The organism is Bradyrhizobium australiense, from assembly GCF_013114825.1.
Lineage (GTDB): Bacteria > Pseudomonadota > Alphaproteobacteria > Rhizobiales > Xanthobacteraceae > Bradyrhizobium > Bradyrhizobium australiense.
Map to the genome: position 1 here is coordinate 560551 of NZ_JAAVLX010000002.1, position 23404 is coordinate 583954.

At 61.7% G+C, this 23404-nt stretch carries 18 protein-coding genes and 1 pseudogene; 8 read left to right on the forward strand and 11 right to left on the reverse strand.

The genetic code is table 11. The features are described from left to right. Positions 1–373 precede the first annotated feature (373 nt). Positions 374–1129: pseudogene (locus HCN58_RS06220) on the forward strand (LysR substrate-binding domain-containing protein); the annotation flags it as partial. Positions 1130–1264: 135 nt separating this feature from the next. Here HCN58_RS06220 and HCN58_RS06225 read toward each other — a convergent pair. The 11 genes from HCN58_RS06225 to hutI form a co-directional block, all read right to left on the reverse strand. Continuing rightward, the gene (locus HCN58_RS06225; protein ID WP_311966780.1) at positions 1265–2722 is read right to left on the reverse strand and encodes an amidase; all 1458 of its coding nucleotides are present in this window, start codon (positions 2720–2722) and stop codon (positions 1265–1267) included. Positions 2723–2729: 7 nt separating this feature from the next. Next, positions 2730–3533, reverse strand: coding sequence for an FAD binding domain-containing protein (locus tag HCN58_RS06230; protein ID WP_171578453.1), 804 nt, complete (start codon positions 3531–3533; stop codon positions 2730–2732). A gap of 9 nt (positions 3534–3542) precedes the next feature. Further along, entirely contained in the window at positions 3543–5930 is a 2388-nt protein-coding gene (locus HCN58_RS06235) for a xanthine dehydrogenase family protein molybdopterin-binding subunit (protein WP_171578454.1), read from the reverse strand. 1 nt (position 5931) lies between these two features. Continuing rightward, positions 5932–6420 (reverse strand): (2Fe-2S)-binding protein, encoded by a 489-nt coding sequence (locus HCN58_RS06240; RefSeq protein WP_171578455.1) that lies wholly within the window; start codon positions 6418–6420, stop codon positions 5932–5934. Between the two features lie 24 nt (positions 6421–6444). Continuing rightward, positions 6445–7551, reverse strand: coding sequence for an ABC transporter ATP-binding protein (locus HCN58_RS06245; protein WP_171578456.1), 1107 nt, complete (start codon positions 7549–7551; stop codon positions 6445–6447). Between the two features lie 11 nt (positions 7552–7562). Further along, positions 7563–8456, reverse strand: coding sequence for an ABC transporter permease (locus HCN58_RS06250; RefSeq protein ID WP_171578457.1), 894 nt, complete (start codon positions 8454–8456; stop codon positions 7563–7565). Further along, positions 8453–9313 (reverse strand): ABC transporter permease, encoded by an 861-nt coding sequence (locus tag HCN58_RS06255; protein WP_171578458.1) that lies wholly within the window; start codon positions 9311–9313, stop codon positions 8453–8455. Before HCN58_RS06255 ends, HCN58_RS06250 begins: the two co-directional genes overlap by 4 nt. A gap of 93 nt (positions 9314–9406) precedes the next feature. Further along, complete coding sequence (locus HCN58_RS06260) at positions 9407–10753, reverse strand: ABC transporter substrate-binding protein (protein ID WP_171578459.1); 1347 nt, start codon at positions 10751–10753, stop codon at positions 9407–9409. Positions 10754–11077: 324 nt separating this feature from the next. After that, positions 11078–12748: a urocanate hydratase gene (hutU, locus tag HCN58_RS06265; RefSeq protein ID WP_171578460.1), complete on the reverse strand. Its 1671-nt coding sequence runs from the start codon at positions 12746–12748 to the stop codon at positions 11078–11080. Further along, positions 12748–14322, reverse strand: coding sequence for a histidine ammonia-lyase (hutH, locus tag HCN58_RS06270; RefSeq protein WP_311966781.1), 1575 nt, complete (start codon positions 14320–14322; stop codon positions 12748–12750). The genes hutU and hutH overlap by 1 nt, the downstream gene beginning before the upstream one ends. Further along, positions 14319–15533: an imidazolonepropionase gene (gene hutI / locus HCN58_RS06275; RefSeq protein ID WP_171578462.1), complete on the reverse strand. Its 1215-nt coding sequence runs from the start codon at positions 15531–15533 to the stop codon at positions 14319–14321. Before hutI ends, hutH begins: the two co-directional genes overlap by 4 nt. Before the next feature lie 87 nt (positions 15534–15620). Here hutI and HCN58_RS06280 point away from each other — a divergent pair, with 87 nt between their 5' ends. The 7 genes from HCN58_RS06280 to HCN58_RS06310 all read left to right on the forward strand — a co-directional run bounded on the left by HCN58_RS06280 (position 15621) and on the right by HCN58_RS06310 (position 23231). Next, a complete protein-coding gene (locus tag HCN58_RS06280) occupies positions 15621–16979 on the forward strand; it encodes a formimidoylglutamate deiminase (RefSeq protein WP_171578463.1) in 1359 nt (452 codons plus the stop codon). Further along, on the forward strand, positions 16976–17719 hold the full coding sequence (gene hutC, locus HCN58_RS06285) for a histidine utilization transcriptional repressor HutC (RefSeq protein ID WP_171578464.1): 744 nt from the start codon (positions 16976–16978) through the stop codon (positions 17717–17719). The genes HCN58_RS06280 and hutC overlap by 4 nt, the downstream gene beginning before the upstream one ends. A 113-nt stretch (positions 17720–17832) precedes the next feature. Continuing rightward, positions 17833–18777 (forward strand): ABC transporter substrate-binding protein, encoded by a 945-nt coding sequence (locus tag HCN58_RS06290; protein WP_171578465.1) that lies wholly within the window; start codon positions 17833–17835, stop codon positions 18775–18777. 88 nt (positions 18778–18865) lie between these two features. Beyond that, positions 18866–19639 carry an ABC transporter permease gene (locus HCN58_RS06295; protein WP_171578658.1) on the forward strand — a complete coding sequence of 258 codons (774 nt, stop codon included), beginning with the start codon at positions 18866–18868 and terminating at the stop codon, positions 19637–19639. After that, the gene (locus HCN58_RS06300) at positions 19636–20421 is read left to right on the forward strand and encodes an ABC transporter ATP-binding protein (protein ID WP_171578466.1); all 786 of its coding nucleotides are present in this window, start codon (positions 19636–19638) and stop codon (positions 20419–20421) included. Before HCN58_RS06295 ends, HCN58_RS06300 begins: the two co-directional genes overlap by 4 nt. A gap of 307 nt (positions 20422–20728) precedes the next feature. Further along, positions 20729–22012 carry a cystathionine gamma-synthase family protein gene (locus HCN58_RS06305; RefSeq protein ID WP_171578467.1) on the forward strand — a complete coding sequence of 428 codons (1284 nt, stop codon included), beginning with the start codon at positions 20729–20731 and terminating at the stop codon, positions 22010–22012. A gap of 130 nt (positions 22013–22142) precedes the next feature. Then, positions 22143–23231, forward strand: coding sequence for a mandelate racemase/muconate lactonizing enzyme family protein (locus tag HCN58_RS06310; RefSeq protein ID WP_171578468.1), 1089 nt, complete (start codon positions 22143–22145; stop codon positions 23229–23231). The last annotated feature ends 173 nt before the right edge of the window (positions 23232–23404 follow it).

Consider the following 23404-nt stretch of genomic DNA (forward strand, 5'->3'; position numbering starts at 1 on the left):
GCCTGACCGGAGAACAAATGAATTATGCGGGTCAGCGACCCCTCCAACACTATATAGGGAAATTGTGTGTACTTACAACAATCAAGGGAAGGAAATCCGACCTCTGGACGGCCGGTCGATCGCGATGCATGGATAGGACTACCTGCCGACCAATGCAAAAGCGCCACTCGATCTTACCGACGGTCGAGACGCTGGCGGCGAAGCAATCAACATCGCCTGTTCTGCGAGCGCTTCATGATGCCTACGACCTCTCCGACTTGCTGAAATGCCTTATTTTTCAGCGATCAGCCTCCAAGCATGAAACTTGCTTGTAAGCTTCCGGCTTCAGAATCGCGGTGAGGGCTCAATGAACCTGATCAGCTTGGACATACGGATGCTTCGCTCGCTGATTTCGGTAGTCGAGACAGGCAGCATCACCGAGACCGCGAGGCGATTGGGCCGAACGCAACCGGCGATCACACTGCAACTCCAACGCCTTGAGGAGCTGACCGGAAAAGCCATTTTCATCCACGAGGGCCGGCGTCTTTTTCTCACTACCGAAGGTGAAACGGTCCTCAAATTTGCCCGCTCGATCCTGGGCCTCCACGATGAATTGCTGTCGCAACTCGCATCTCCGGATATCGAGGGAAATGTCGTGCTCGGCACGCCCGATTTATATGCGGCGTTCATGTTGCCTTCGATCCTGAAGATCTTTCGAACGGCGTTTCCGCGCGTTCAAATCCAATTGAACTGCTCGCTTTCGACCCCCTTGGTCGGGTGCGTCAAACGCGGCGAAGTGGACATTGCCCTTGTGACCCGAATGAACGATTTCACCGGCGGCCAGGTCGTCAGGCAGGAACAATTGATCTGGATGACGGGCGAGCAATCTACCGCCCACAATGAATCTCCCATTCCGCTGGCGCTGTTACCCCCCGGCAACATCTATCGCGATCACGCCATCGAGCGGCTGGAAGCGGCGCGCTTGCGATGGCGTATTGCGTGCATCAGCGACAGCGTCGGCGGATTGCAGGCGGCAGCCTTCGCAGGCATCGCCGTCACGGTGCTCGGCCGCAGCGCGCTGGTCCGCAACATGCGTGAACTTGGAGTCAAAGAGGGCTTGCCTCCACTTCCGAAAGTCGACCTACTGCTCTACAAATCGCCGGGCACAACGTCCAAAGCCGCGGGCGCCTTGCACGAATACCTCGCGCATTATCTCAATCTCGAAGACGAATTGCTGCTGGCAACGGAGTTGCCGTTAACGCCGGATGTCGAAGCGCGCACTGTTTCAGGACAAGGGGGGCCGAAACTGAACCCAGGGCCTCGCCCGCTCAAACGCGGCTGCGATGCGCAAGATCAAACCCTCATCCAGCCAGGGGGCAACAATCTGAAGTCCGATCGGCAATCCGCTGTCGTCAAATCCGCACGGAATGGTCACAGCCGGCAGTCCAGTCAGGTTTATCGGCCACGAGAACGGCGACCAACCTAAATGCCGGTCGACAGTGCAGTCCGCAATTTGATCGACGCCTAGTGCGCCCGCACAAAACGCCGTGACAGCTACCGTGGGCGTGACGAGAGCATCGACCTTTCCAAACAGTTCCAGAAACGACGCCCGCAAGCCTGCCCGCCGGTAACTTGCCTCGACGTAATCAATGCCGCTGTAACTGCGGCCTTTCGCGATGACATCGCGATAATCTTCGTCGGAAGCCGACAAGGCAATGGAATCGCGATTGGCGACAGCCGCCGCCTGTTCTGTATAGGCGATCGGCTTCAGAATGCGTTCCAGCATATCGGGTGCAAGTCTCGCGCAGTCCGGAACAATCTCGGCGCCGAGCGTCGCCAGCATTTTGCTTGCCGCTTCAAACGCGTCACGTACCTGCGGATCCACGGCGGCATAACCGAAATCAACGCTGGTTCCGATTCTCAGACCGTCGAGACGATCAAGCGTTACCGTGAAGCTGCGGGAGGCGACCGGCAGGCTCGCCGCGTCGCGAATATCATGGGACGCAATCACCTCCAGCAACAGGGCAGCATCGGCAACCGTCCGCGCGATCGGTCCGGTATGGGCCAGCGAGGCCCACGATGGAGGCGAAAATCCGGGTGACCGCGGGACCAGTCCGAAGGTCGGTTTCAAGCCGACCACGCCGCAGAAGGAAGATGGCACGCGGATCGATCCCACCCCGTCAGTGCCGATCGCAAGCGGGCCGCATCCGGCAGCAACCGCAGCAGCGGCACCGCCACTCGACCCTCCGCTTGTCCGGGCCTTGTTCCAGGGGTTGCGGGTGATGCCGGATACCGGGCTATCGGCCGTGAGCTTATAGCCGGACTCACATGTCGTGGTCTTGCAGGTGACGATGGCCCCGTCAGCCTCCAACGCGGCGACGACCGCAGCATTGGCATCCGGTACGAATCCCCGGTTGGAGGGAGCGCCGCCAAGCGCCGGCACGCCTGCGACGAATACCAGATCCTTGATGGTGACCGGCACGCCGGCAAGCCGCCCCTGAGGTTGCCCTGCCCGCCAGGCTTCCGTCGCCCGATCCGCGGCGGCGCGCGCCTGTTCGTAAGTGGGCGTAACCACGACATTGCACATCGCATCCGTTATCTCCAGCGCGGCAATGACGTCTTCGACAACGTCCCGTGGCGTAAAACGCCCGGACCTGTAGCCCTCCAGCAAATCGGTAGCGGAGAGCTTGGCCAGATCGTGAAATCCCGCGGTCGGCGCGGTTCGAGCGCTGCTTGATTCCACTGCGTCCTCACAAGCCCTGGATGGCGGCCGCGACGGCCTTCTTCGCCATGACGGTAATCAGATGCGCGCGGTACTCGGCATCGGCGTGGATGTCGGAGTTCAGCCCTGCGGCACCGATCTTGATGGAGGCAATCGCGGCCGGTTCGAAACTCGTTTCGAGCGCGGTCTCCATTTCCGGCACGCGAAAGACGCAAGGACCCGAACCCGTCACGGCGACGCGCACACTGCCGCCGGCTTTTGCAACACAGACCCCCACCACGGCATAACGCGACGCCGGCGATTTGAATTTGGCGTACCCGGCCGTGGACGGAATCGGAAAGCGTATGGAAGTGATGATCTCGCTTGGCTCAAGTGAGGTTTCGAATAATCCCGTGAAGAACGTACTCGCCGGTATTTCACGCCGATCGGTCACAATGATCGCGTCGAGCGCCAGCACCGCCGCCGGATAATCCGCGGACGGATCGTTGTTGGCGACCGAACCGCCGATCGTCCCGCGATTGCGCACAGCCGGGTCGCCGATGCCGGAAGCAAGATGGACCAGCATGGGGACCTTGCTCCGGACGAGCGCGGATGTAACGACGTCGACATGTCTGACCATCGCGCCGATCACCAGCGCGTCTTCGTCGACGGCAATCTCGGATAGTTGCGGAATTTTCGCCAGATCGATCAACGCCGCGGGTTCCGCGAGCCTTTGCTTAATGGTCGGCAGCAGCGTCATGCCGCCGGCGAGTAACTTGCTCTCGGAGACGTCGTTCAGTAATGCAAACGCATCCGGCACGGTCTCGGGACTGTGAAATGCGAATGACTTCATCTCATTCTCCTATTCTGCGGCCTGCGGTATCGCGGCATTTTGAATGATGCGCCAGATCCGGTTCGGGGTCGCAGGCATGTCGACGTGATGAACGCCGAGATGCGAGAGCGCGTCGACGACGGCGTTGATGACTGCAGCGGGTGACCCGATGGTGCCAACCTCTCCGCACCCCTTCACGCCCATGGGCGTGTGCGTGCAGAACGTGGAATGGGTCTCGACCGTCATGTTGGGAAGATGATCGGCGCGCGGCATGCAGTAGTCCATGAACGAGCCAGACAGGAGCTGGCCCGAGACCTCGTCATAGACTGCGTTCTCGAACAGCGCCTGCCCGACGCCCTGAACGATGCCGCCGTGCAACTGCCCCGCGACAATCATCGGATTGATAACGGTGCCGACGTCGTCGACCGCGGTGTACTTCTCCAGCGTCACGATGCCGGTTTCCGGGTCGATCTCGACCTCGGCAATGTGGCAGCCGCCGGGATAGGTGAAGTTGACCGGATCGTAATAGGCCTGCTCCTCCAGGCCCGGCTCCAGAATCTCGAGCGGATAATCATGCGGCACGTAGGCAGCGCCGGCGATTTCCGCGAACGACTTGCGGCGATCGGTACCGGCAACGGAAAACACACCAGTCTCAAACTGGATATCGTGCTCACCCGCCTCGAGCAGATGTGCCGCGATCTTCTTACCCTTCACGATCACTTTGTCGCTGGCCTTCGAGAGCGCAGCACCGCCGACTACGAGCGAGCGCGAGCCATACGTGCCCATGCCGAACTGGACCCGGTCGGTATCGCCAAAGACGATATCGACGCTGTCGAAGGGCACACCGAGCTTGTCCGACACGATCTGCGCGAACGTCGTCTCGTGGCCCTGGCCATGATTGTGAGTGCCAATCAGCACAGTGACTTGCCCTGTCGGGTGGACGCGGACAGTCGCGCTTTCGTAAAGTCCGCCACGCGCGCCGAGGCGTCCTGCAAAGCGCGACGGCGCCAGGCCGCAGGCTTCGACATAGGTGGAAAAGCCGAGACCTCGGAATCTTCCCGCCCGTTCAGAGGCAATCTTGCGCGCGCCGAACCCGGCGGCATCTGCGGCCGTCAATGCGCCCTCGAGGCACCCGAGCGGATCTCCCGAATCGTATTCCACCAGCACCGGCGTCTGGTAGGGATAGGCATCCCTTGCGATCATGTTGCGCCGGCGCAGTTCGATGCGGTCGATCTTCATCTCGGCTGCCGCGACGTCAACGATGCGCTCAAGCACAAAGGTTGCTTCCGGCCTCCCCGCGCCGCGATAGGCATCAACCGGGACGGTGTTGGTAAAGACCACCTTGACGTTGCAGTAAATCGCCGGCGTGGTGTAGACGCCGCTGAGCAACGGCCCGTACAGGTTTGTCGGAATGTTTGGTCCGAAGGTCGATAGATAGCCGCCCATATTGGCCAGCGTTTTCACCTTGAAGGCCAGGAATTTTCCGTTTTCGTCGAGCGCCAGTTCGGCTTCCGTCACATGATCGCGGCCATGGCGATCCGAGACAAAGCCTTCCGAGCGGTCGGCCACCCATTTGATCGGCCGCTCCACCTTCTTCGCCGCCCAGGTGATGACGGCTTCCTCGCCATAGTGGAACTGCTTGACCCCAAAACCGCCGCCGACATCGGGCGCCACGACTCGCACTTTTTGCTCCGGCAGCTTGAGCACCAGCGCCGCCATCAGAAAGCGCACCACGTGGGGAAACTGGCTCGTGGTCCAAAGCGTGTAGTGATCCCTGCCCCTGTCATATTCGGCGATCGCCGCCCGCGGCTCCATGGGATTGCCGATCAGACGATTGTTGACGAGGCTGAGACGGGCGACATGTGCTGCTTTCCGAAACCCGGCTGCGACGGCCGCCTTGTCGCCCAGTTCCCAATCGCAGCACAGGTTGTTCGGCACGTCGTCGAACAAGAGCGGCGCGTCGGCGCGAACGGCTTCGAGTACGCCGACCACGGCGGGCAGAACCTCGTAATCAACGGCCAGCAGTTCGGCCGCAGCCCGCGCCTCCTTCAGGGTATCGGCGACGACAAAAGCCACCATGTCGCCAACGAAACGCACTTTGCCCTGCGCCAACATCGGGAACGGCGGCTCCTTCATCGGAAGCCCGTCAGTGCCATGAATGCCCCAGCCGCAGGGTAGCGATCCCAGGCCGTCGGCCGCGACATCCTTGCCGGTCAAAATAGCCTGAACGCCCGGCGATGCCAGTGCGTGGGTCTTGTCGATGCCTCTGACAATCGCATGCGCATGGGGCGACCTGACGAACACGCCAAAAGTCATGTCTGGCCGCTTCATGTCGGCGACGTAACTGCCGCGCCCGGTGAGAAAGCGGAAATCTTCCTTCCGGCGCGGCGCCTTGCCAATTCCAATAATGCTCGACATGTCATTCTCCGATGGCGGGCGCGTTCATGGCTACCGCACCGGCCATGATCGACGCGACGATGTTCTGATATCCAGTGCAGCGGCACAGGTTTCCTTCCAGGCCGTGACGTATTTCCGCTTCAGTCGGCACCGGATTCCTTGTCGCCAAGGCAACCGCTGTCATCACCATGCCGGGCGTGCAGAAGCCGCATTGCAGGCCGTGGTTCTCGTGAAACGCCTCCTGCATCGGATGCAAACGGTTGGAACCTGAGGTAGCCGACAATCCCTCGATCGTCGTCAATGCAGCGCCGTCGAGACTGGGCGCGAGCAACGTGCAGCTCTTCACCGCATCGCCATTGAACAGCACCGTGCAGGCGCCACACTGGCTGGTGTCGCACCCGACATGCGTACCGGTCAGATTCAGCGTCTCGCGAAGCAGCTCGGAGACCAGAGTCGCAGGCTCGACATCCATCTTGCGGGGCCGGCCGTTGAGCGTGAAGTTGATGATCATCGTGACCTCCAGGGCTATGGGACTTCAGGCAAGTATGCGGGCGCGTCCCGCCGACCAGGTGGCCAGCAGGACATCGCCGACATTGAACGGGTCCTGGAAGAACGTTCGTTCCGGGACATAGGCGATGAATTCCTCGTCGGGAATCGTGTCGAGCATCACCTTGACGAAGGATCCCTGGTACTCGATCGCCAACACGCGACCGGGCAACGCCGTCGCGCCGCCGCCCGGTTCACCCGAGGTCGCCCGCATCAGCTCGATGTCGTCGCGCCGTACCGCCAGATCGATCCGGTCGCCGATGCCGACCCGCCGATCCGCTTGCACGCCGACGTGAATGCCGGTGCGGTGGGGTTGCGATATCACGAGGTGATCCGAGCCGACTTGCTCAACCTTGCCCGAAAAGATGTTCTGCCCGCCGAGAAATTCCGCCACGTAGCGGTCGCGCGGATAGGCATAGACATCGCGCGCCGGGCCGGACTGCTTGATCTTGCCTTTCTCCATCACGACAACGATATCCGCGAGTGCGATGGCCTCGAGCTGGGTGTGCGTGACATGGACGAAGGTGATGCCGAGCTCGCGCTGCATCCGCCGCAGCTCCTGGCGCATCTGCACGCGTAGCTGCTCGTCCAGCGCCGATAGCGGCTCATCCAGCAACAGTACCCGCGGCTCCGTGATTGCCGCGCGCGCAAGCGCCACGCGCTGCTGCTGGCCACCGGACAAATTGGCTGGCAAGCGGTCGGCCAGTTCGGTCAGCCGGACCTTTTCCATCATCAGGTCGACGGCCTTGTAGCGCTCCAACCTGGATTGGCCCCGCACCCGCAGCGCAAACGCGATATTGTCCCTGACGGTCAAATGCGGAAACAGCGCGTAGGACTGAAACATCATGGCCGTACGGCGCTCGACCGGCGCAAGACCGAGCACGTTCTCGCCGCCGATTACGATTTCGCCGGCGGTCGGGTCTTCATGCCCCGCGATCATCCGCAAAATCGTGGTCTTGCCGCAGCCCGACGGCCCAAGGAAGCAGCAATAGGCGCGATCCGGTATCTTCAGATTGACGCCATCCACGACGTTCGTGATGCCGTCGTAGCTCTTGCAGAGACCTGCCAGTTCGATATCGCCGTGGCCGGGACGCATGCGTGAACTCCTCAACGGCTTGCTGGACCGGTGCCGCGGCGCCGGTTGATCAGGACGATCGCGCCGATACTGACGCCGATCGCGATGAACGAGACGATGGTGGTAACCGTGCCCAACGCATACAGCGAGGGCGACGTCACGTTGAGCGTCATGCTCCAGATCTCGAGCGGCAGCGTATTGAGCGATCCGGCCGTCTGCAGCGAGCGGGCGAACTCGTCATAAGAGAGCGTGAAACCGAACAGGGCGACGGCGACGAGACCCGGCGCGAGGATCGGAATCACGACGAGCCCGATGGTCTGCCAGCGGCTCGCGCCGAGGTCGCGCGCGGCTTCCTCCCAGGCACTGTTGAAGCGGGACATCACCGCGAACATCACGAGCACGCCGAACGGAAGCGTCCAGGACAGTTGCGCGCCTAGCGCCGAGGTGTACCAGCTCGCGTTGATTCCCAGCCATTGGAACAGCAACCCGATGCCGATGCCGAGCACGAGGCCGGGCGCGACCAGGCTGCCGATCATCAGGTAGAATACGAAAGTGTCTCCGATGAACCGGCGGCGGAAGGCCAGCCCCGCCAGGAACGAGACCACCAGCGTGATAACGGTGACGAGCACAGCAAGCTTGATAGACCGGTCGAACGAGCCCTTGACGTCCCCGGTGCGGACCTGGGTGAACAGATCGACAAACCAGTGCAGCGAGCGGCCCTTCATTGGAAACACCAGGCCGCCACGAACATCCTGGAACGAAAGAATGTAGATGCAGATCATCGGCCCGTAGAGCGCGGCCACATACAGCGTGAAGACGGCCGCCAGCGCATAGAAGGTCCAGGGGCGGCGGTCGCTTCGCGGCGCCGCGGCGTGACGGCGGGATTTCACCATCGGGACATCGAGCCTTTCGAGGACAGCCGTCATTGCGTGATTTCCCGGCGGATATTGACGGTGCGAAGAATGAGGGAAATGGCGACGATGAGGACAACCGTCAGCAGCACCGCGCTTGCAGCGGCGATCGGGTATTGCAGCACGCCGACGTTTTCATAGAACGCGCTGACGACCGAGGCGGAGCCGCCGCCCGACATCACCTTGACGACGAAAAAGTCTCCCATCACAATCGAGACGACGAAGATCGATCCGAGCGCGATGCCGCTCTTCGACATCGGGATGATGATCAGGCGCATGACATCGAGGCGGCTTGCGCCGGAATCGACCGCGGCCTCGACCACTCGCTTGTCGATGCGGGCCATCGAATTGAAGATCGGAACTACCATGAAGATCGTCAATTGGTGGACATAGGCGATGACCACCGCAATTCCGGAATACAGCAGCACTTCAATCGGCTCGCGGATAAGCCCCGTTCCGAGCAACGCCGAATTGACCAATCCCTCCTTCCCGAGCAACGGGATCCAGGAAATCATTCGAATAATGTTGGAGGTCCAGAACGGCACCGTGCAGATCAGGAACAGGCTGATCGCCAGCAACTGGTTCTTGACGTGAAACACCAGGAAATAGGCAACGAGAAAGCCAATCACGAGCGTGAAGAGCCACGTTAATGTGGTGAACTTCAGCGTCGCCGAATAGAGATGAAACGTCTGCGCCGAAGTCAGCACATCGACGTAATTTGCCAGCGTAAAGGTCGGGATCAGGCCACCGAAGCCGTCGGTCTCAAGGACACTCGCGACGAGCACCACGAGAATGGGGACCAGAAAGAACGGCACGAGCACCAGCATCAGCGGCGTCACGTAGAGCCATGCAAACCAATTTTTCCGCGACATCGCGTCTAGCCTGCCCCGATCTTGTCCGATGCTTCGGAGTTATGCATTCAGTGTGCCAACGCGGGTTACCGCATCGGCACACCCGATCTCGGATCAGGCGACCTTGAAGTCATTCCACCGCTTGTTCATGTAAGCGGCTTCGTCCATCAGGGTATTCCAGCAGGAGATATTCTTGACACGATCCAGGAACGAGCCACCGTCCCGCTTGGTGCCGGCCTTTTCCATCGGCACACCGTAGGGATCGTTGATGACGGACGGCGCGGGCTTGCCGTCGTACCAGAAGTCCCACTCGGCCGCGGTCAGGAACTTCTTCGCCGTCGACGGCACCGGGCTGTAATAGCCGTGGCGTCCGACAAAGCCGCCTTGCCAGCCCGAAAGGTACCAGTTTAGATACTCGTAAGCGGCGTCGAGCTTCTTGCCCGACAAATGCTTCATCAAACCCATGCCGTTGCACCAGCCGCGATAGCCTTCCTTGCCGTTCTTGACATTGACCGGCGCATAGACGCATGGAATTTCCTTGACCCGCACCGCGGCGACCGCTGGCGACCACATCGACTGGATCACCACCTCGCCGGCTGCCATGAGCTGGACAGACTGATCGAAGGTGGTCCACGTCGCGCGGAACTGCCCGGACTTCTTCAACTCGATCAGCTTTTCGCAGGTGAAGTCGATCTCCTGCTTGGTCATATTACCCTTGTTGCCGTATTTGATCAGACCGGCGCTTTCGAAACTCAGGGCGGCATCCATGATGCCGATCGCGGGGACGTCGAGGATGGCCGCTTTGCCCTTGAATTTCGGGTCGATCAAATCCTTCCACTCGGTGACCTCATGCCCGACGAGATCGGGCCGATAACCGATCGAGTCGGCATTGTAGACCTGCGGCAGGAAGGTCGCCCATTCGGTGACACCGTCATGCAGCTCGGTCGCGTTCGGCTTGGCGATATACATGGCCTCATACGGTGAAATGCCTTGCCGCGGGATCCTGTGACCGTCGATCTCTCCCTTGGTGAAGATCGGCAGGATATTGTCGAATTCCCTGATCTTCTTGACCTCGATGCCCTGGATCACCGAGCGCTTCGCCGCCAGCTTGGCTTGCCATCCCTCGAGGTCAGCGATGTCGACAGAGTCGGGTTGGCTGATGAAGCGGTTGATCGCGGCCGATGTGTCCAGGTTCTGCATCGTCACCTTGAAGCCGAGGTCCTTGGCGGCCTGGTCGCCGATCGCCTTGACCACCGAATAGGACACGCCAACATGGCGCAGTTCGATGTCCTTGATCTCCTGCGCCCAAATAGTGGGAAAGCCACGGACGACATCGGAGCCGATCGCAGCCCCCGCAGCAGCGGCGCTCGCCTTGAGAAGAGAGCGCCTGGACAAGCTCCTCTTCACAGTCGAACGTTTCGCCGAAGATAGCTTGCAATCCGCCTTGTCAGCTTCAGACATAACAATCTCGCCCCGTGTTGATGAACCAGCGTTTGCGTCCGACCGCTTCACTTGCGCAAGCCGCGTCGATGCGTGCAGGTAACGGGAGAGAATTCAGCTTGTAAAATTGGAAGTAACAATGCGCGGCATAAGTCGCGCTAATGAATCTGCGCCTGGATGCCTCGCATTCCGCGCGTAACAATTACCAAGTTCACCTCACCGATCATCGGCTGCGCTCGATGCCATAATCGGCATCGGTCATACACGTTCGAGATCTTGAAAGAAAACCTCAGGTGCTGCGCTCACTATTGCCAGCTCCGAAAAGCTTTCCTAAGACATCTTGCGCTACGACGTCAGACCGGGCAGATCGAGCCCATTGGCGCGGGCACATTCAATCGCACTTTCATAGCCGGCGTCGGCATGACGCATGACTCCTGATGCCGGATCGTTCCACAACACCCGCTCAAGGCGGCGCGCGGCCTCCGGCGTACCATCGGCGACAATAACCATGCCGGCGTGCTGCGAATAGCCGATCCCGACGCCGCCACCATGATGGAGCGAGACCCAGGTGGCTCCGCTGGCACAATTGAGCAGCGCATTGATGAGCGGCCAGTCCGACACCGCATCCGAACCGTCGCGCATCGCTTCGGTTTCGCGATTCGGGCTCGCCACCGAGCCGCTGTCGAGATGATCGCGCCCGATGACGATCGGCGCTTTCAGTTCGCCGCGCGTCACCATTTCATTGAACGCCATGCCGAGCCGGTGGCGGTCGCCCAGGCCAACCCAGCAGATTCGTGCCGGGAGTCCCTGGAACTTGATCCGTGCCTTCGCCATGTCGAGCCAGTTGTGAAGATGCTTGTCATCAGGCATCAACTCCTTGACCTTGGCGTCGGTGCGGAAAATGTCTTCGGGGTCTCCTGATAGCGCCGCCCACCGGAACGGGCCGACGCCGCGGCAGAACAGCGGACGGATGTAGGCCGGAACGAAACCGGGGAAATCGAACGCGTTCTTCAGGCCCATATCCTTCGCCATCTGGCGAATGTTGTTGCCGTAGTCGAGCGTGGGAATGCCCTGCGCGTGAAAATCCAGCATGGCCTGGACGTGGCCGACCATCGAGGTCTTCGCCGCGACTTCAACCGCCTTCGGATCGGCCTCGCGTTTCGACTCCCACTCGGCGAGCGTCCATCCCCTCGGCAAATAGCCGTTGATGGGATCGTGCGCGCTGGTCTGATCGGTAACGATGTCCGGCCTGACGCCACGGCGCACCAGCTCGGGAAAAATTTCAGCGGCATTGCCGAGCAGGCCGACCGAGATTGCCTCCTTGTTCTGCGCCGCCTCCGCCATGATCGCGAGCGCCTCGTCGAGCGAGCTTGCTTTCCGGTCGAGATAACCCGTGCGCAAACGCATTTCGATGCGGCTCGGCTGGCATTCGATCGCGAGCATTGACGCCCCGGCCATGGTGGCGGCAAGCGGCTGCGCGCCGCCCATCCCGCCGAGACCCGCCGTCAAGATCCACTTACCCGCGAGGTTGCCGCCGTAGTGACGCCGCCCGACCTCGACAAATGTTTCGTACGTCCCTTGCACGATGCCCTGACTACCGATGTAGATCCACGATCCGGCCGTCATCTGCCCGAACATCATCAGCCCGGCCTTGTCGAGGGCATTGAAGTGATCGAGCGTCGCCCAGTGCGGCACCAGATTCGAGTTCGCGATCAGTACGCGCGGCGCATCGGCATGGGTGCGGAAAATTCCGACCGGCTTGCCCGACTGAACGACCAGTGTCTGGTCGCCTTCGAGCTTGCACAGCGAGGCAACGATCCGGTCAAAGCTGTCCCAGTCGCGGGCGGCACGGCCAATTCCGCCATAGACGACGAGCTCGCTCGGCCGTTCGGCGACATCAGGATCGAGATTGTTCATCAGCATTCGCAGCGGCGCTTCCGTCAACCAACTCTTGGCGCTGATCTCAGGCCCGCGGGGTGCCCGGATGATGCGTTCGTTGTCCAGTCGGCGGTTCATCACAAAGGGCCTCTCTCGGCAAGGATTGGAAACGGGTTACTCTCAAGCACCGACATCGCGGCGGCCGGCAATGCGCCGGCTTCAACCATCGCCGCTGCCTTGGCGAGATCGTCGGCCATGTAGCGGTCGCTACCCAGCGCCGGGACCTGCTCACGCAACGCTGCAATAACTGCCGCAAGTGCAGGACTGGTCGAATGCGGGGCGCGCAGCCCGATGCCCTGCGCCGCAACCAGTAGCTCGATACCGAGGATGGTGGCGAGGTTGTCCGCCATATCAGACAAGCGGCGCGCCGCGTGCGCGGCCATCGACACATGATCTTCCTGGTTGGCGCTGGTCGGCGTCGAATCGATCGAGCAGGCCGCAGCGCGCTGCTTGTTCTCGGCATATAGCGCGGCCGCCGTCACTTCGGCGATCATGAAGCCAGAGTTGAGGCCGGGATCGGGAGTCAGGAACGGCGGCAGGCCGAAGTTGAGCGCGGGATCGACGAGGGTCGCGATGCGTCGTTCGCTGATCGCGCCGATTTCGGACAGCGCCAGCGCAATCTGGTCGGCAGCAAACGCGACCGGCTCCGCGTGAAAGTTGCCACCTGAGACGATCTCACCGGTCTCGACCAGCACCAGCGGATTATCCGTGACGGCGTTGGCTTCGATCGTCAGCGTGCGTGCGGCTTCCGTCAAAAGGTCGATCGCCGCGCCGGCCACCTGCGGCTGGCAACGCAGGCAATAAGGATCTTGCACGCGCTCGTCGCCCTCGAGATGCGACATGCGGATATCGCTACCCTCAAGCAGTGCCGTCAGGGCCAAGCCGGCGGCGATTTGCCCGGAATGCCCGCGCAGTTGCTGGATCTCCGGACGAAACGGCGCCGTCGACGCCATCGCCGCATCGACCGACAAGGCGCCGGTCACCACAGCCGCGGTGACGAGGCTATGGGCGCGCAGCAAGCCGGAAATGGCATAGGCCGTCGAAAACTGCGTGCCATTGATCAGCGCAAGACCTTCCTTCGGACCGAGCGCCACCGGCGCAACACCGACGGCAGCCAGCGCATCGCGGGCCGGCACAATGCTTCCGCCGACCAGCGCCTGCCCCTCGCCGATCATGACGGCGGTCATATGCGCAAGCGGCGCCAGATCGCCGGACGCTCCGACCGATCCCTGCTGCGGCACCAGCGGACAAATGCCCTTCGCCAGCATGGCCTGGAGTTGCTCGATGATTTCGCGGCGCACGCCCGATGCGCCCCGCCCGAGCGAGACGATCTTCAGCGCCATCATCAGGCGAACGATCGGCTCCGGCGTCGGCAGCCCTACCCCGCAGCAATGCGACACGATGAGATTATGCTGCAGCCGCGCCGTCTGGTCGGCAGCAATCCGTTTCGACGCCAGTTTTCCGAACCCGGTATTGATGCCATAGACGGGAGCTTCCGCGCGCGCGGCTGCCGCAACAATCGCGGATGCAGCCTCAACGCGCGGCCAGAACGATGGATCGAGCACAACCGGCGCGCCGGCCAGGACTTGCGCCAGATCGTCGAGGCCGACCCTGCCAGGCGAAACCACAACGGAGGCGTCGGTGCGGCTCACTGTCCTCTCCAGACCCGGCTGCGCAAAGGATTGAAGCCTATCCGGTAAACGAGCTCGGCCGGCCGATCGATCTCCCAGATGGCGAGATCGCACCATTTCCCGGCCTGGAGCGTACCGGTCTCGCCGAGAATACCCAGTGCGCGCGCACCTTCCCGCGTTACACCGGCGAGGCATTCGGCGACGGTCAGCCGGAACAGGGTCGCGGCCATATTCATGACCAGCAGAAGCGATGTGAGCGGCGAACTTCCGGGATTGCAGTCGGTCGCTAGCGCCATGTTCACGCCGCGGGCGCGGAACAGTTCGACCGGCGGCTTTGTCGTCTCGCGAAGAAAATAGAACGCACCCGGCAGCAGCACGGCAACCGTTCCTGCCCGCCCCATCGCAGCGGCGCCGGCATCATCTGTGTGCTCCAGATGATCGGCCGACAACGCCGAGAATTCCGCAGCAAGCGCGGCGCCGCCGAGGTTCGACAATTGATCCGCATGCAGCTTGACCGGCAATCCAAGCGCCTTCGCGGCGCGGAAAACCCGTGCCGTTTGCTCTCCCGAGAACGCAATGCCCTCCATGAAGGCATCGACGGCGTCGGCTAATCCGGCCTGCGCTATCGCCGGCAACATCTCGCGGCAGACAAGATCGATATATCGATCCTTGTCGCCGTCAGCTTCCGGAGGCGTCGCATGCGCGCCAAGAAACGTCGCCTTGATGGCGATCGGCCGCTTGTCACCCAGAGCACGCGCGGCCGAGAGCTGACGCATCTCGGTTTCCGTATCGAGCCCGTAGCCGGACTTTATCTCCAGCGTCGTCACGCCCTCGCCGATCAGGGCGTCGAGCCTTAGCAGCGCGTCGGCAATAAGCTCGGCCTCGCTGGACGCCCGCGTCGCCGCGACGGTGGAGACAATGCCGCCGCCCGCGCGCGCGATCTCTTCGTAGCTTGCACCCTGCAGCCGCAACTCGAACTCATGCGCGCGGTTACCGCCAAAAACCAGATGGGTGTGACAATCCACCAGCCCCGGCGTGATCCAGCGTCCGGCGCAATCGATCCGCTCGGCCGCATCAGCGTCCGATGGAAAATCGGAACGGCTGCCCGCGAAGGCGATGCGGCCATCGCGCGCCGCGATCAGGCCGTCCTCGATCACGCCGAGCCCGGGCAGATCCTCCCGAACCGTGGCGAGCCGGGCGTTGAGCCAGATTCGATCGAAGCGCTCGGCCATGCAGCTCTCCTCAAAGGCAGGAGCTTGACGTATCGATATGTCTATACATAAAATCGTATGGGTGTTCTGTCCAGCCGGTTTCGAAATATGCCAACACTGCATTTCGCATCAGCGCTGCTCCCCCCGGGGTGGGCCGATGACGTGCAGGTGGAGGTGACGGATCAGACCATCGCGAAGGTTACAGCCGGCTTGGCGCCGGGACCGCGCGACGAACGCCACAGACTGGCAATTCCCGGCATAGCGAGCCTGCATAGTCATGCGTTTCAGCGTGGCATGGCGGGGCTCGCCGAAACCCGTGGCAATTCTGCCGATACGTTCTGGACTTGGCGCGAGACAATGTATCGCTTCGCGCTCGAAATGACGCCGGAAGACATCGAAGCCGTCGCCACGCTGCTCTATGCCGAGATGCTCGAGCAAGGCTATACGCGCGTCGGCGAATTCCACTATCTACATCACGACCACAACGGCACGCCCTACGCCAACCCTGCGGAAATGGCGACGCGAATTGTGCGGGCCGCCGAAATCACGGGCATCGGACTGACGCTGCTGCCGAGTTTCTACGCGCACAGCTCGTTCGGCGGCGCCGCGCCACACGCCGGCCAGCGCCGGTTCATCTGCTCGATCGACCAATTCGCCAAGCTGACCGACGCCACGCGGAGAGCCGTCCACGCGTTGCCCGGAGCCAATGTCGGTATCGCGCCGCATAGCCTGCGCGCCGTGACGCCGGACGAATTGGCAGCCATCGCGCCACTGGCCGAAGCCGGACCGGTGCATATCCATGCCGCCGAACAGATCAAGGAAGTCGAGGAATGCATCGCCTGGTCGGGCCGACGGCCGGTTGAGTGGCTGCTTGAACATGCACCGGTCGATCAGCGCTGGTGCCTCATCCATGCGACCCACATGATCGATACGGAAACCACCGCGCTTGCAAGAAGCGGTGCGGTCGCCGGACTTTGCCCGGTAACCGAAGCCAGTCTTGGCGACGGCATTTTTCCGGCCCGCGAGTTCCTCGACGCCTGTGGGCACTTCGGTATCGGTACGGACTCCAACGTGCTGGTCGGCGTCACCGACGAACTGCGTCAGCTCGAATATGGTCAGCGCTTGAAACACCGCGAGCGCAACGTGCTGTCCGGCGGACCCGGTCTATCGACTGGCCGCGCACTATTCGATACCGCACTCAGCGGCGGCGCCCAAGCGCTCGCACAGCCGACTGTCGGCATCCAAGCCGGTGCACGTGCCGACATCGTGACCCTCGACGCCGCCCATCCCTCGCTCGCTGGACGCCGCGGAGACGCTATCCTCGACGGCTGGATTTTTGCAGCGGGCAAAGGTGCCATCGACACTGTTTGGGCAGGCGGCACCAAGATCGTCGAGGGTGGACGTCACAGGCTCCGCGAGAGCGCGCGTAACACGTTCAATAACACGGTGCGGAGGCTCATGGCATGAGCCTCGCCACCGATCGCGGCAAACTCCAACCGGCCGACAAGCCGACGCTGTACAAGCAGATCCGGATCGACATCGAGCGCCGCATCCTGACCGGAGAATGGCCGCCCGGTCACCGCATTCCGTTCGAGCACGAGCTGATGTCGCGCTATGGCTGCTCGCGCATGACGGTGAGCAAGGCGCTGTCGGAACTAGCGCAAGCCGATCTTATCGAGCGGCGGCGCAAGGCTGGCAGCTTTGTCCGCCGGCCCACATTTCTGTCGGCGGTGCTCAAGATCGCCGACATCCGCGCAGAGATAAGCGCGCTCGGCCGCAGTTACGGCTACGAGTTGATCCAGTGCTCGCGGCGGCCTGCAAACGCCACCGACCGCACCCGCCTTGGAGCAGGTAAATCCGGAAAGGTGATCGCGATTGCCTGCCGTCACAGCGCCGACAACGTGCCGTTCGCCATCGAGGACAGGCTGATCGATCTCGACGCCGTGCCCGAAGCGGCTGCGGCGGATTTTGCGACCGAGCCGCCCGGCTCATGGCTGCTTCACCATGTGCCATGGACTGAAGCCGAGCATTCCATCAGTGCCATCGTGGCTGACGAGCAGGCCGCGGCGGCGCTGGATATCGCGATCGGCGCCCCTTGCCTGGTGATCGACCGACATACCTGGCGCAGCGCCCGGCCGCTGACGGCCGTGCGCCTGCTCTATCCGGGCGAGTCCCATAAACTGGTTGCTCGCTTCAGAGGCGGCTGAGAGGGATAACAATGCATGCAAGACCTGGCACAAGCTATGCAGCAGTTTTGGCAACAGCTTCGCCGCAACGAGCAATGAAGACCAGTCGATGAACCAGCAAAAGGGATACAGCCATGCGTAGTTTTGGAATTTTCGCGGCAACCGCCGCTCTCCTGTTGGCCGCCCCGGCCGCCGCCCAGGACGTGAGGGTCGGCATCGGCATTTCCGGATGGACCGGTTTTGCGCCGCTCACGCTCGCAAATCAGGCGGGCATCTTCAAGAAGAACGGGCTCGATGTGACGATCAGGAAGATCCCGCAGAAAGACCGCCATCTGGCTATCGCGTCGGGCGACATCCAGTGCGCGGCGACCACCGTCGAGACCTGGATATCCTGGAATGCCAATGGTGTCGCGACCAAGCAGATCTTCCAGCTCGACAAGAGCTACGGCGCCGATGGCATGGCGACGCGAAACGACATCGCCTCGATCAAGGACCTGAAGGGCAAGACGGTTGCCGCGTCCGCACCAGGCACCTCGCCCTATTTTGCCCTAGCCTGGATGCTCAAGAAGAACGGCCTCTCGGTCAAGGATGTCACAATCGTGAACCTGGAGCCGGCGGCGGCGGCACAGGCATTCGTTTCCGGCCAGAACGATGCCGCCATGACCTATGAGCCCTACCTCTCGACGGTGCGTGCGGCACCCGATAAAGGCAAGATCATCGCCACCACGCTCGACTATCCGATGGTGATGGACACGTTCGGCTGCACGCCGAAGTTCCTCACCGAGAACCCGAAAGCCGCCAAGGCGCTGGCCGACAGCTACTTCGAGGCGGTCGCCTTGATCGAAAAGGATCAGGCCAAGTCCTATGAGATTATGGGCGCCGACGTAAAACAGTCCGGCGAGCAGTTCGGCAACTCGGCCAAATTTCTGCGCTGGCAGGACAAGGCTGCGAACCAGACATTCTTCGCGGGCGAATTCCTGACCTTCAACAAGGAAGCTGCAGACCTGTTGCTCGAGATCGGCGTCATCAAATCGGTTCCGAAGATCGACGACCTCTTCGACGCGAGCTTCATCAAGTAGTTTTGGTGCGCGCCGCGTCAGTCTCGCTTTCGGTCATGAGAGCGGGACGACGGCGATCAGCGTACCGCTTTTTAGGATATGCCCCGTGATACGTCCCCTGGATCCCGTGACATCGAGGCAGCGTGCGGCCTATGGTCTGGCTTTTTTCGTGCTCTTCGTTGCCGTGTGGGCTTGGGCGACTTTCGGCGGCTACGTCTCCAAGACGTTTCTCGCCAACCCGCTGACCATGCTGCAGGAGGGTTGGGAGCTGCTGACAACTCACGGCTTCCTGTTCGACATCGGCATGACGATCTGGCGGGTCGTCGGCGGCTTTGTGCTGGCGACCATCATCGCGGTGCCGCTCGGCGTTTTGATGGGAGCCTACAAGCCGATCGAAGCGTTCATGGAGCCGTTCGTCTCGTTCGCCCGCTACTTGCCCGCCTCGGCCTTCATTCCCCTGCTGATCCTGTGGGCGGGTATTGGCGAACTGCAGAAGCTGCTGGTCATCTTCATCGGCTCGGTGTTCCAGATTATCCTGATGGTCACCGTGACGGTCGGAAACACCAGGCGCGACCTCGTTGAAGCAGCCTACACGCTCGGCGCCGGCGACCGCGGCATCATCAACCGGGTGCTGCTGCCCTCTTCCGCGCCCGAGGTTGCTGAAATCCTTCGGCTCGTTCTCGGCTGGGCGTGGACCTACGTCATCGTCGCCGAGCTGATCGGTTCATCGTCAGGCATCGGCCATATGATCACCGACAGCCAGGCCCTGCTCAACACCGGCCAAATCATCTTCGGCATCATCGTGATCGGACTGATCGGGCTCATATCAGACTTTCTGTTCAAGGCCTTCAACGCGTGGCTGTTTCCGTGGAAACTGGCATGACCGAGTTAAAGATCGATCAGGTCGCCCGCACCTTCCCCGCGCGCCAGGGCCATGCGCCGACCCGCGCGCTTGAACCGATCGACCTCAACGTCCGCAACAATGACTTCGTTACCATCCTCGGCCCATCGGGCTGCGGGAAATCAACCTTGCTGCGCATCGTCGCCGGGCTTGACCGGCCGACCAGCGGCCGCGTCATTCTCGACGGGCAAGAGGTCACGGGACCTGGGGCGGATCGCGGCATGGTGTTTCAGTCCTACACGCTGTTTCCATGGCTCAGCGTGCGCGAAAACATCGCGTTCGGCCTGCGCGAGCGCGGTGTTTCCGAAGCGGATCGCGGCAAGATCGCCGACGGCTTCATCGATCGGGTCGGTCTGTCGGGCTTTGAGAATCATTGGCCGAAGCAACTCTCCGGCGGCATGCAGCAACGCACGGCGATTGCGCGAGCCCTCGCCAACGATCCAAAAATCCTGCTGCTCGACGAACCTTTCGGCGCGCTGGACAACCAAACCCGCGTGCTGATGCAGGAAATGCTGCTCGGCATCTGGGAGCGCGATCAGAAAACCGTGCTGTTCGTCACCCACGATATCGAAGAGGCGATCTTCCTGGGCAGCCGCGTCATCGTAATGAGCGCCCGTCCGGGCCGCATCAAGGCCGAGATCGCGGTCGATCTGCCCCACCCGAGATCCTACAAGATCAAGACCACGCCCGAATTCGTCAGCCTGAAGGAACGGCTCGTCGAAGAGATCCGCGCTGAGGCATTGAAGGTCGCGGTCCATGCCTGACGATCATTCGCCTGTCGCCGTTGCTCGGGACAGAAAAAACCTAAGCACCTAAATTAGACGTGATGTCCGCTCGGCGCCTGAAGAGGACAAAACGAGGTCTTCGTTTGCAGTTCCTGTCAACACGGCAACGAGCAGCCCCGGACAAGAGTTCCGAACTCCCCTTCCGGTGAAATCGGTCCCGATTGTTGCTACGCTGGCGGCCTAACCGGAGCCGCTGGATGCCGTAGCATCCATCACTCCCGATCGCCTCGTGATTGCGCACCTCCAACCCAATGCGACCTTCCGCATCCCGACAGGGAGACAGCCCATGGTGAAACCGTTTCCGTCGAAGACCCACATCGGCAACCACATGCTGCACCCGGAAACGCTGATGCTGAACTACGGCTACGATCCGCAATTGTCGGAAGGAGCCGTCAAACCACCGGTCTTCCTGACCTCGACTTTCGTCTTCAGGACCGCCGAAGACGGACAGGACTTCTTCGATTATGTTGCGGGCCGGCGCGAGCCGCCCGAGGGAATGGGCGCGGGTTTGGTCTACTCACGTTTCAATCACCCCAATAGCGAGATCGTCGAGGACAGGCTCTCGGTCTACGAGCGCGCCGAGAATTGCGCGCTGTTCTCTTCGGGCATGGCCGCGATTTCGACCACAATCCTGGCCTTCGTCCGTCCCGGCGACGTCATCCTGCACTCGCAACCACTCTATGGCGGGACGGAGACTTTGTTTGCAAAAACGCTTGCGCAACTCTCCATCGGCGCGGTGGGCTTTTCCGACGGCATTGACGAAGCGGCGGTCAGAGCGGCAGCGCAGGACGCCATGCGCAAAGGCCGGGTTGCGATGATTTTCATTGAGACGCCGGCCAATCCCACCAACGGCCTGGTCGACATAGCGATGGTCCGTCGCGTCGCCGAGATGATCGGGCCGGCCCAGGGAAATACACCGATCATTGCGTGCGACAATACGTTGCTCGGCCCGGTGTTTCAGCGACCAATCGAACACGGCGCGGATCTTTCGCTGTACTCGCTGACCAAATATATCGGCGGACATTCCGATTTGATCGCAGGCGCTGCGCTCGGCTCAAAAGCACTCATGAAAGACATCAAAGCGTTGCGAGGCGCGATTGGCACCCAGCTGGACCCGCATTCATGCTGGATGATCAGCCGGTCGCTCGAAACGCTGGGCATCCGCATGGAGAAGGCTGACGCAAACGCGCGGCTCGTCGCGGATTACCTGCGCGATCACCCCAAAGTGGCAAAGGTCCATTACCTTGGTCACCACGATGAGCAATCCCCTGCCGGCCGCCTGTTTGCCAGGCAATGCACTGGTGCGGGCTCGACATTCTCGTTCGACATTCTCGGCGGCCAAGCCGCAGCATTCAAATTCCTGAACGCGCTGCAGATCCTCAAGCTGGCGGTGAGCCTGGGCGGCACCGAGTCGCTTGCCAGCCTGCCCGCAAGCATGACTCACTCCGGCGTTCCGGCTGATATTCGGCAAAAAATAGGCGTTCTCGACTGCACGATCCGGCTGTCGATCGGCATCGAGCACCCATCCGATCTGATCGCTGATATCGCGCAGGCCTTGAACGCGGCATAGCCGCACGCAACGCCTCGACGACAACGGGACGAACCGACTGGGAGGCGGTTCCCATCTGAGGGCGCTGCAAGCAATTGCTAAGCAGGCAAGATCGACCTAACGTGCAATGAAAAGACCGGGTGGAAACACAATGGCGCTTATCAAGTCAACCGAGGCCGGACTCTACCGGATCCCCCTGCCCGTCACCCTCTCCGACAGCACGCATGGCGAACTCAAAGCCTTCGAACTGCTGACATGCCGCGTCCGCGATTCCGACGGGGCCGAAGGTGTCGGCTATAGTTATACCGTCGGCCGCAACGGCGGCGCGATCGCCGACATCCTCCGGCGAGAGATTCCCGAACTGATCGAGGGCCGCGAAGCCGATGATACCGAAGCCATCTGGCATCACGTCTGGTGGGGCTTGCATTACGGCGGGCGCGGCGGGCCGCCGGTGCTGGCGCTCTCTGCCCTCGATATCGCCCTGTGGGACCTGAAGTCGCGCCGCGCCAATCTGCCGCTGTTTCGTATGTTAGGCGGCTTCGACGCCCGCGTGCCCTGCTACGCCGGCGGCATCGACCTCGATCTGTCTATCGACGGGCTTTTGAAGCAAACCGACGACAATCTCGCCAAGGGCTTTCGCGCCATCAAGATGAAGGTGGGCCGCCCCGATCTCGCATCCGACGTCGCGCGCGTGCACGCGATGCGCCAACATCTTGGCGACGGCTTCCCGCTGATGGCGGATGCCAACATGAAATGGACGGTAGAGGAAGCCATCCGCGCGGCGGGCGCGCTGCAACCCTACGATCTCACCTGGCTCGAAGAGCCCATCATTCCCGACGATATTGCCGGCCACGTTCGCATCTTAGCTGCCGGCGGCGTTCCGATCGCGGCCGGCGAAAACCTGCGCTCGCTCTGGGAGTTCAAGAACTATATCGCGGCCGGCGCGGTGTCCTATCCCGAGCCCGACGTCACCAATTGCGGCGGGGTTACGGCTTTCATGAAGATCGCGCGGCTGGCGGAAGCGTTCAATCTCCCGGTGACCAGCCACGGCGCACATGACGTTACCGTGCATTTGCTCGCGGCCTGTCCGAACCGCTCCTATCTCGAAGCACACGGGTTTGGGCTCGATAGCTACATCGAGCAGCCACTTGTCCTCCGTGAAGGCATGGCATTGGCGCCGACGCGGCCCGGCCACGGACTCACATTCGACTGGGAAAAGCTGGCGCAGCTCGCAAGATAGCAGGAGAGGTCACCCGGCGACGGTGCTGATCACAGCGGCCTTCTCGCAAATTCTTGCAAAACGGGTCCTGCATAACGGCCGCCAGGAAAAATTGGCAGCTCTGCGAGTGGCGGCCCAGCTTTCGTCCAAAATAGAGTGCAAAGACAACACGTTGTGAAGTCGATCCGGCGCGC

Excerpts from the sequence above, each read along its gene's own strand:
- HCN58_RS06230 (WP_171578453.1), bottom strand. The coding sequence starts at position 3,533 with ATGAAGTCATTCGCATTTCACAGTCCCGAGACCGTGCCGGATGCGTTT.
- HCN58_RS06235 (WP_171578454.1), bottom strand. The coding sequence starts at position 5,930 with ATGTCGAGCATTATTGGAATTGGCAAGGCGCCGCGCCGGAAGGAAGAT.
- HCN58_RS06240 (WP_171578455.1), bottom strand. The coding sequence starts at position 6,420 with ATGATCATCAACTTCACGCTCAACGGCCGGCCCCGCAAGATGGATGTC.
- HCN58_RS06245 (WP_171578456.1), bottom strand. The coding sequence starts at position 7,551 with ATGCGTCCCGGCCACGGCGATATCGAACTGGCAGGTCTCTGCAAGAGC.
- HCN58_RS06250 (WP_171578457.1), bottom strand. The coding sequence starts at position 8,456 with ATGACGGCTGTCCTCGAAAGGCTCGATGTCCCGATGGTGAAATCCCGC.
- HCN58_RS06255 (WP_171578458.1), bottom strand. The coding sequence starts at position 9,313 with ATGTCGCGGAAAAATTGGTTTGCATGGCTCTACGTGACGCCGCTGATG.
- HCN58_RS06260 (WP_171578459.1), bottom strand. The coding sequence starts at position 10,753 with ATGTCTGAAGCTGACAAGGCGGATTGCAAGCTATCTTCGGCGAAACGT.
- hutU (WP_171578460.1), bottom strand. The coding sequence starts at position 12,748 with ATGAACCGCCGACTGGACAACGAACGCATCATCCGGGCACCCCGCGGG.
- hutI (WP_171578462.1), bottom strand. The coding sequence starts at position 15,533 with ATGGCCGAGCGCTTCGATCGAATCTGGCTCAACGCCCGGCTCGCCACG.
- HCN58_RS06280 (WP_171578463.1), top strand. The coding sequence starts at position 15,621 with ATGCCAACACTGCATTTCGCATCAGCGCTGCTCCCCCCGGGGTGGGCC.
- hutC (WP_171578464.1), top strand. The coding sequence starts at position 16,976 with ATGAGCCTCGCCACCGATCGCGGCAAACTCCAACCGGCCGACAAGCCG.
- HCN58_RS06290 (WP_171578465.1), top strand. The coding sequence starts at position 17,833 with ATGCGTAGTTTTGGAATTTTCGCGGCAACCGCCGCTCTCCTGTTGGCC.
- HCN58_RS06300 (WP_171578466.1), top strand. The coding sequence starts at position 19,636 with ATGACCGAGTTAAAGATCGATCAGGTCGCCCGCACCTTCCCCGCGCGC.
- HCN58_RS06305 (WP_171578467.1), top strand. The coding sequence starts at position 20,729 with ATGGTGAAACCGTTTCCGTCGAAGACCCACATCGGCAACCACATGCTG.
- HCN58_RS06310 (WP_171578468.1), top strand. The coding sequence starts at position 22,143 with ATGGCGCTTATCAAGTCAACCGAGGCCGGACTCTACCGGATCCCCCTG.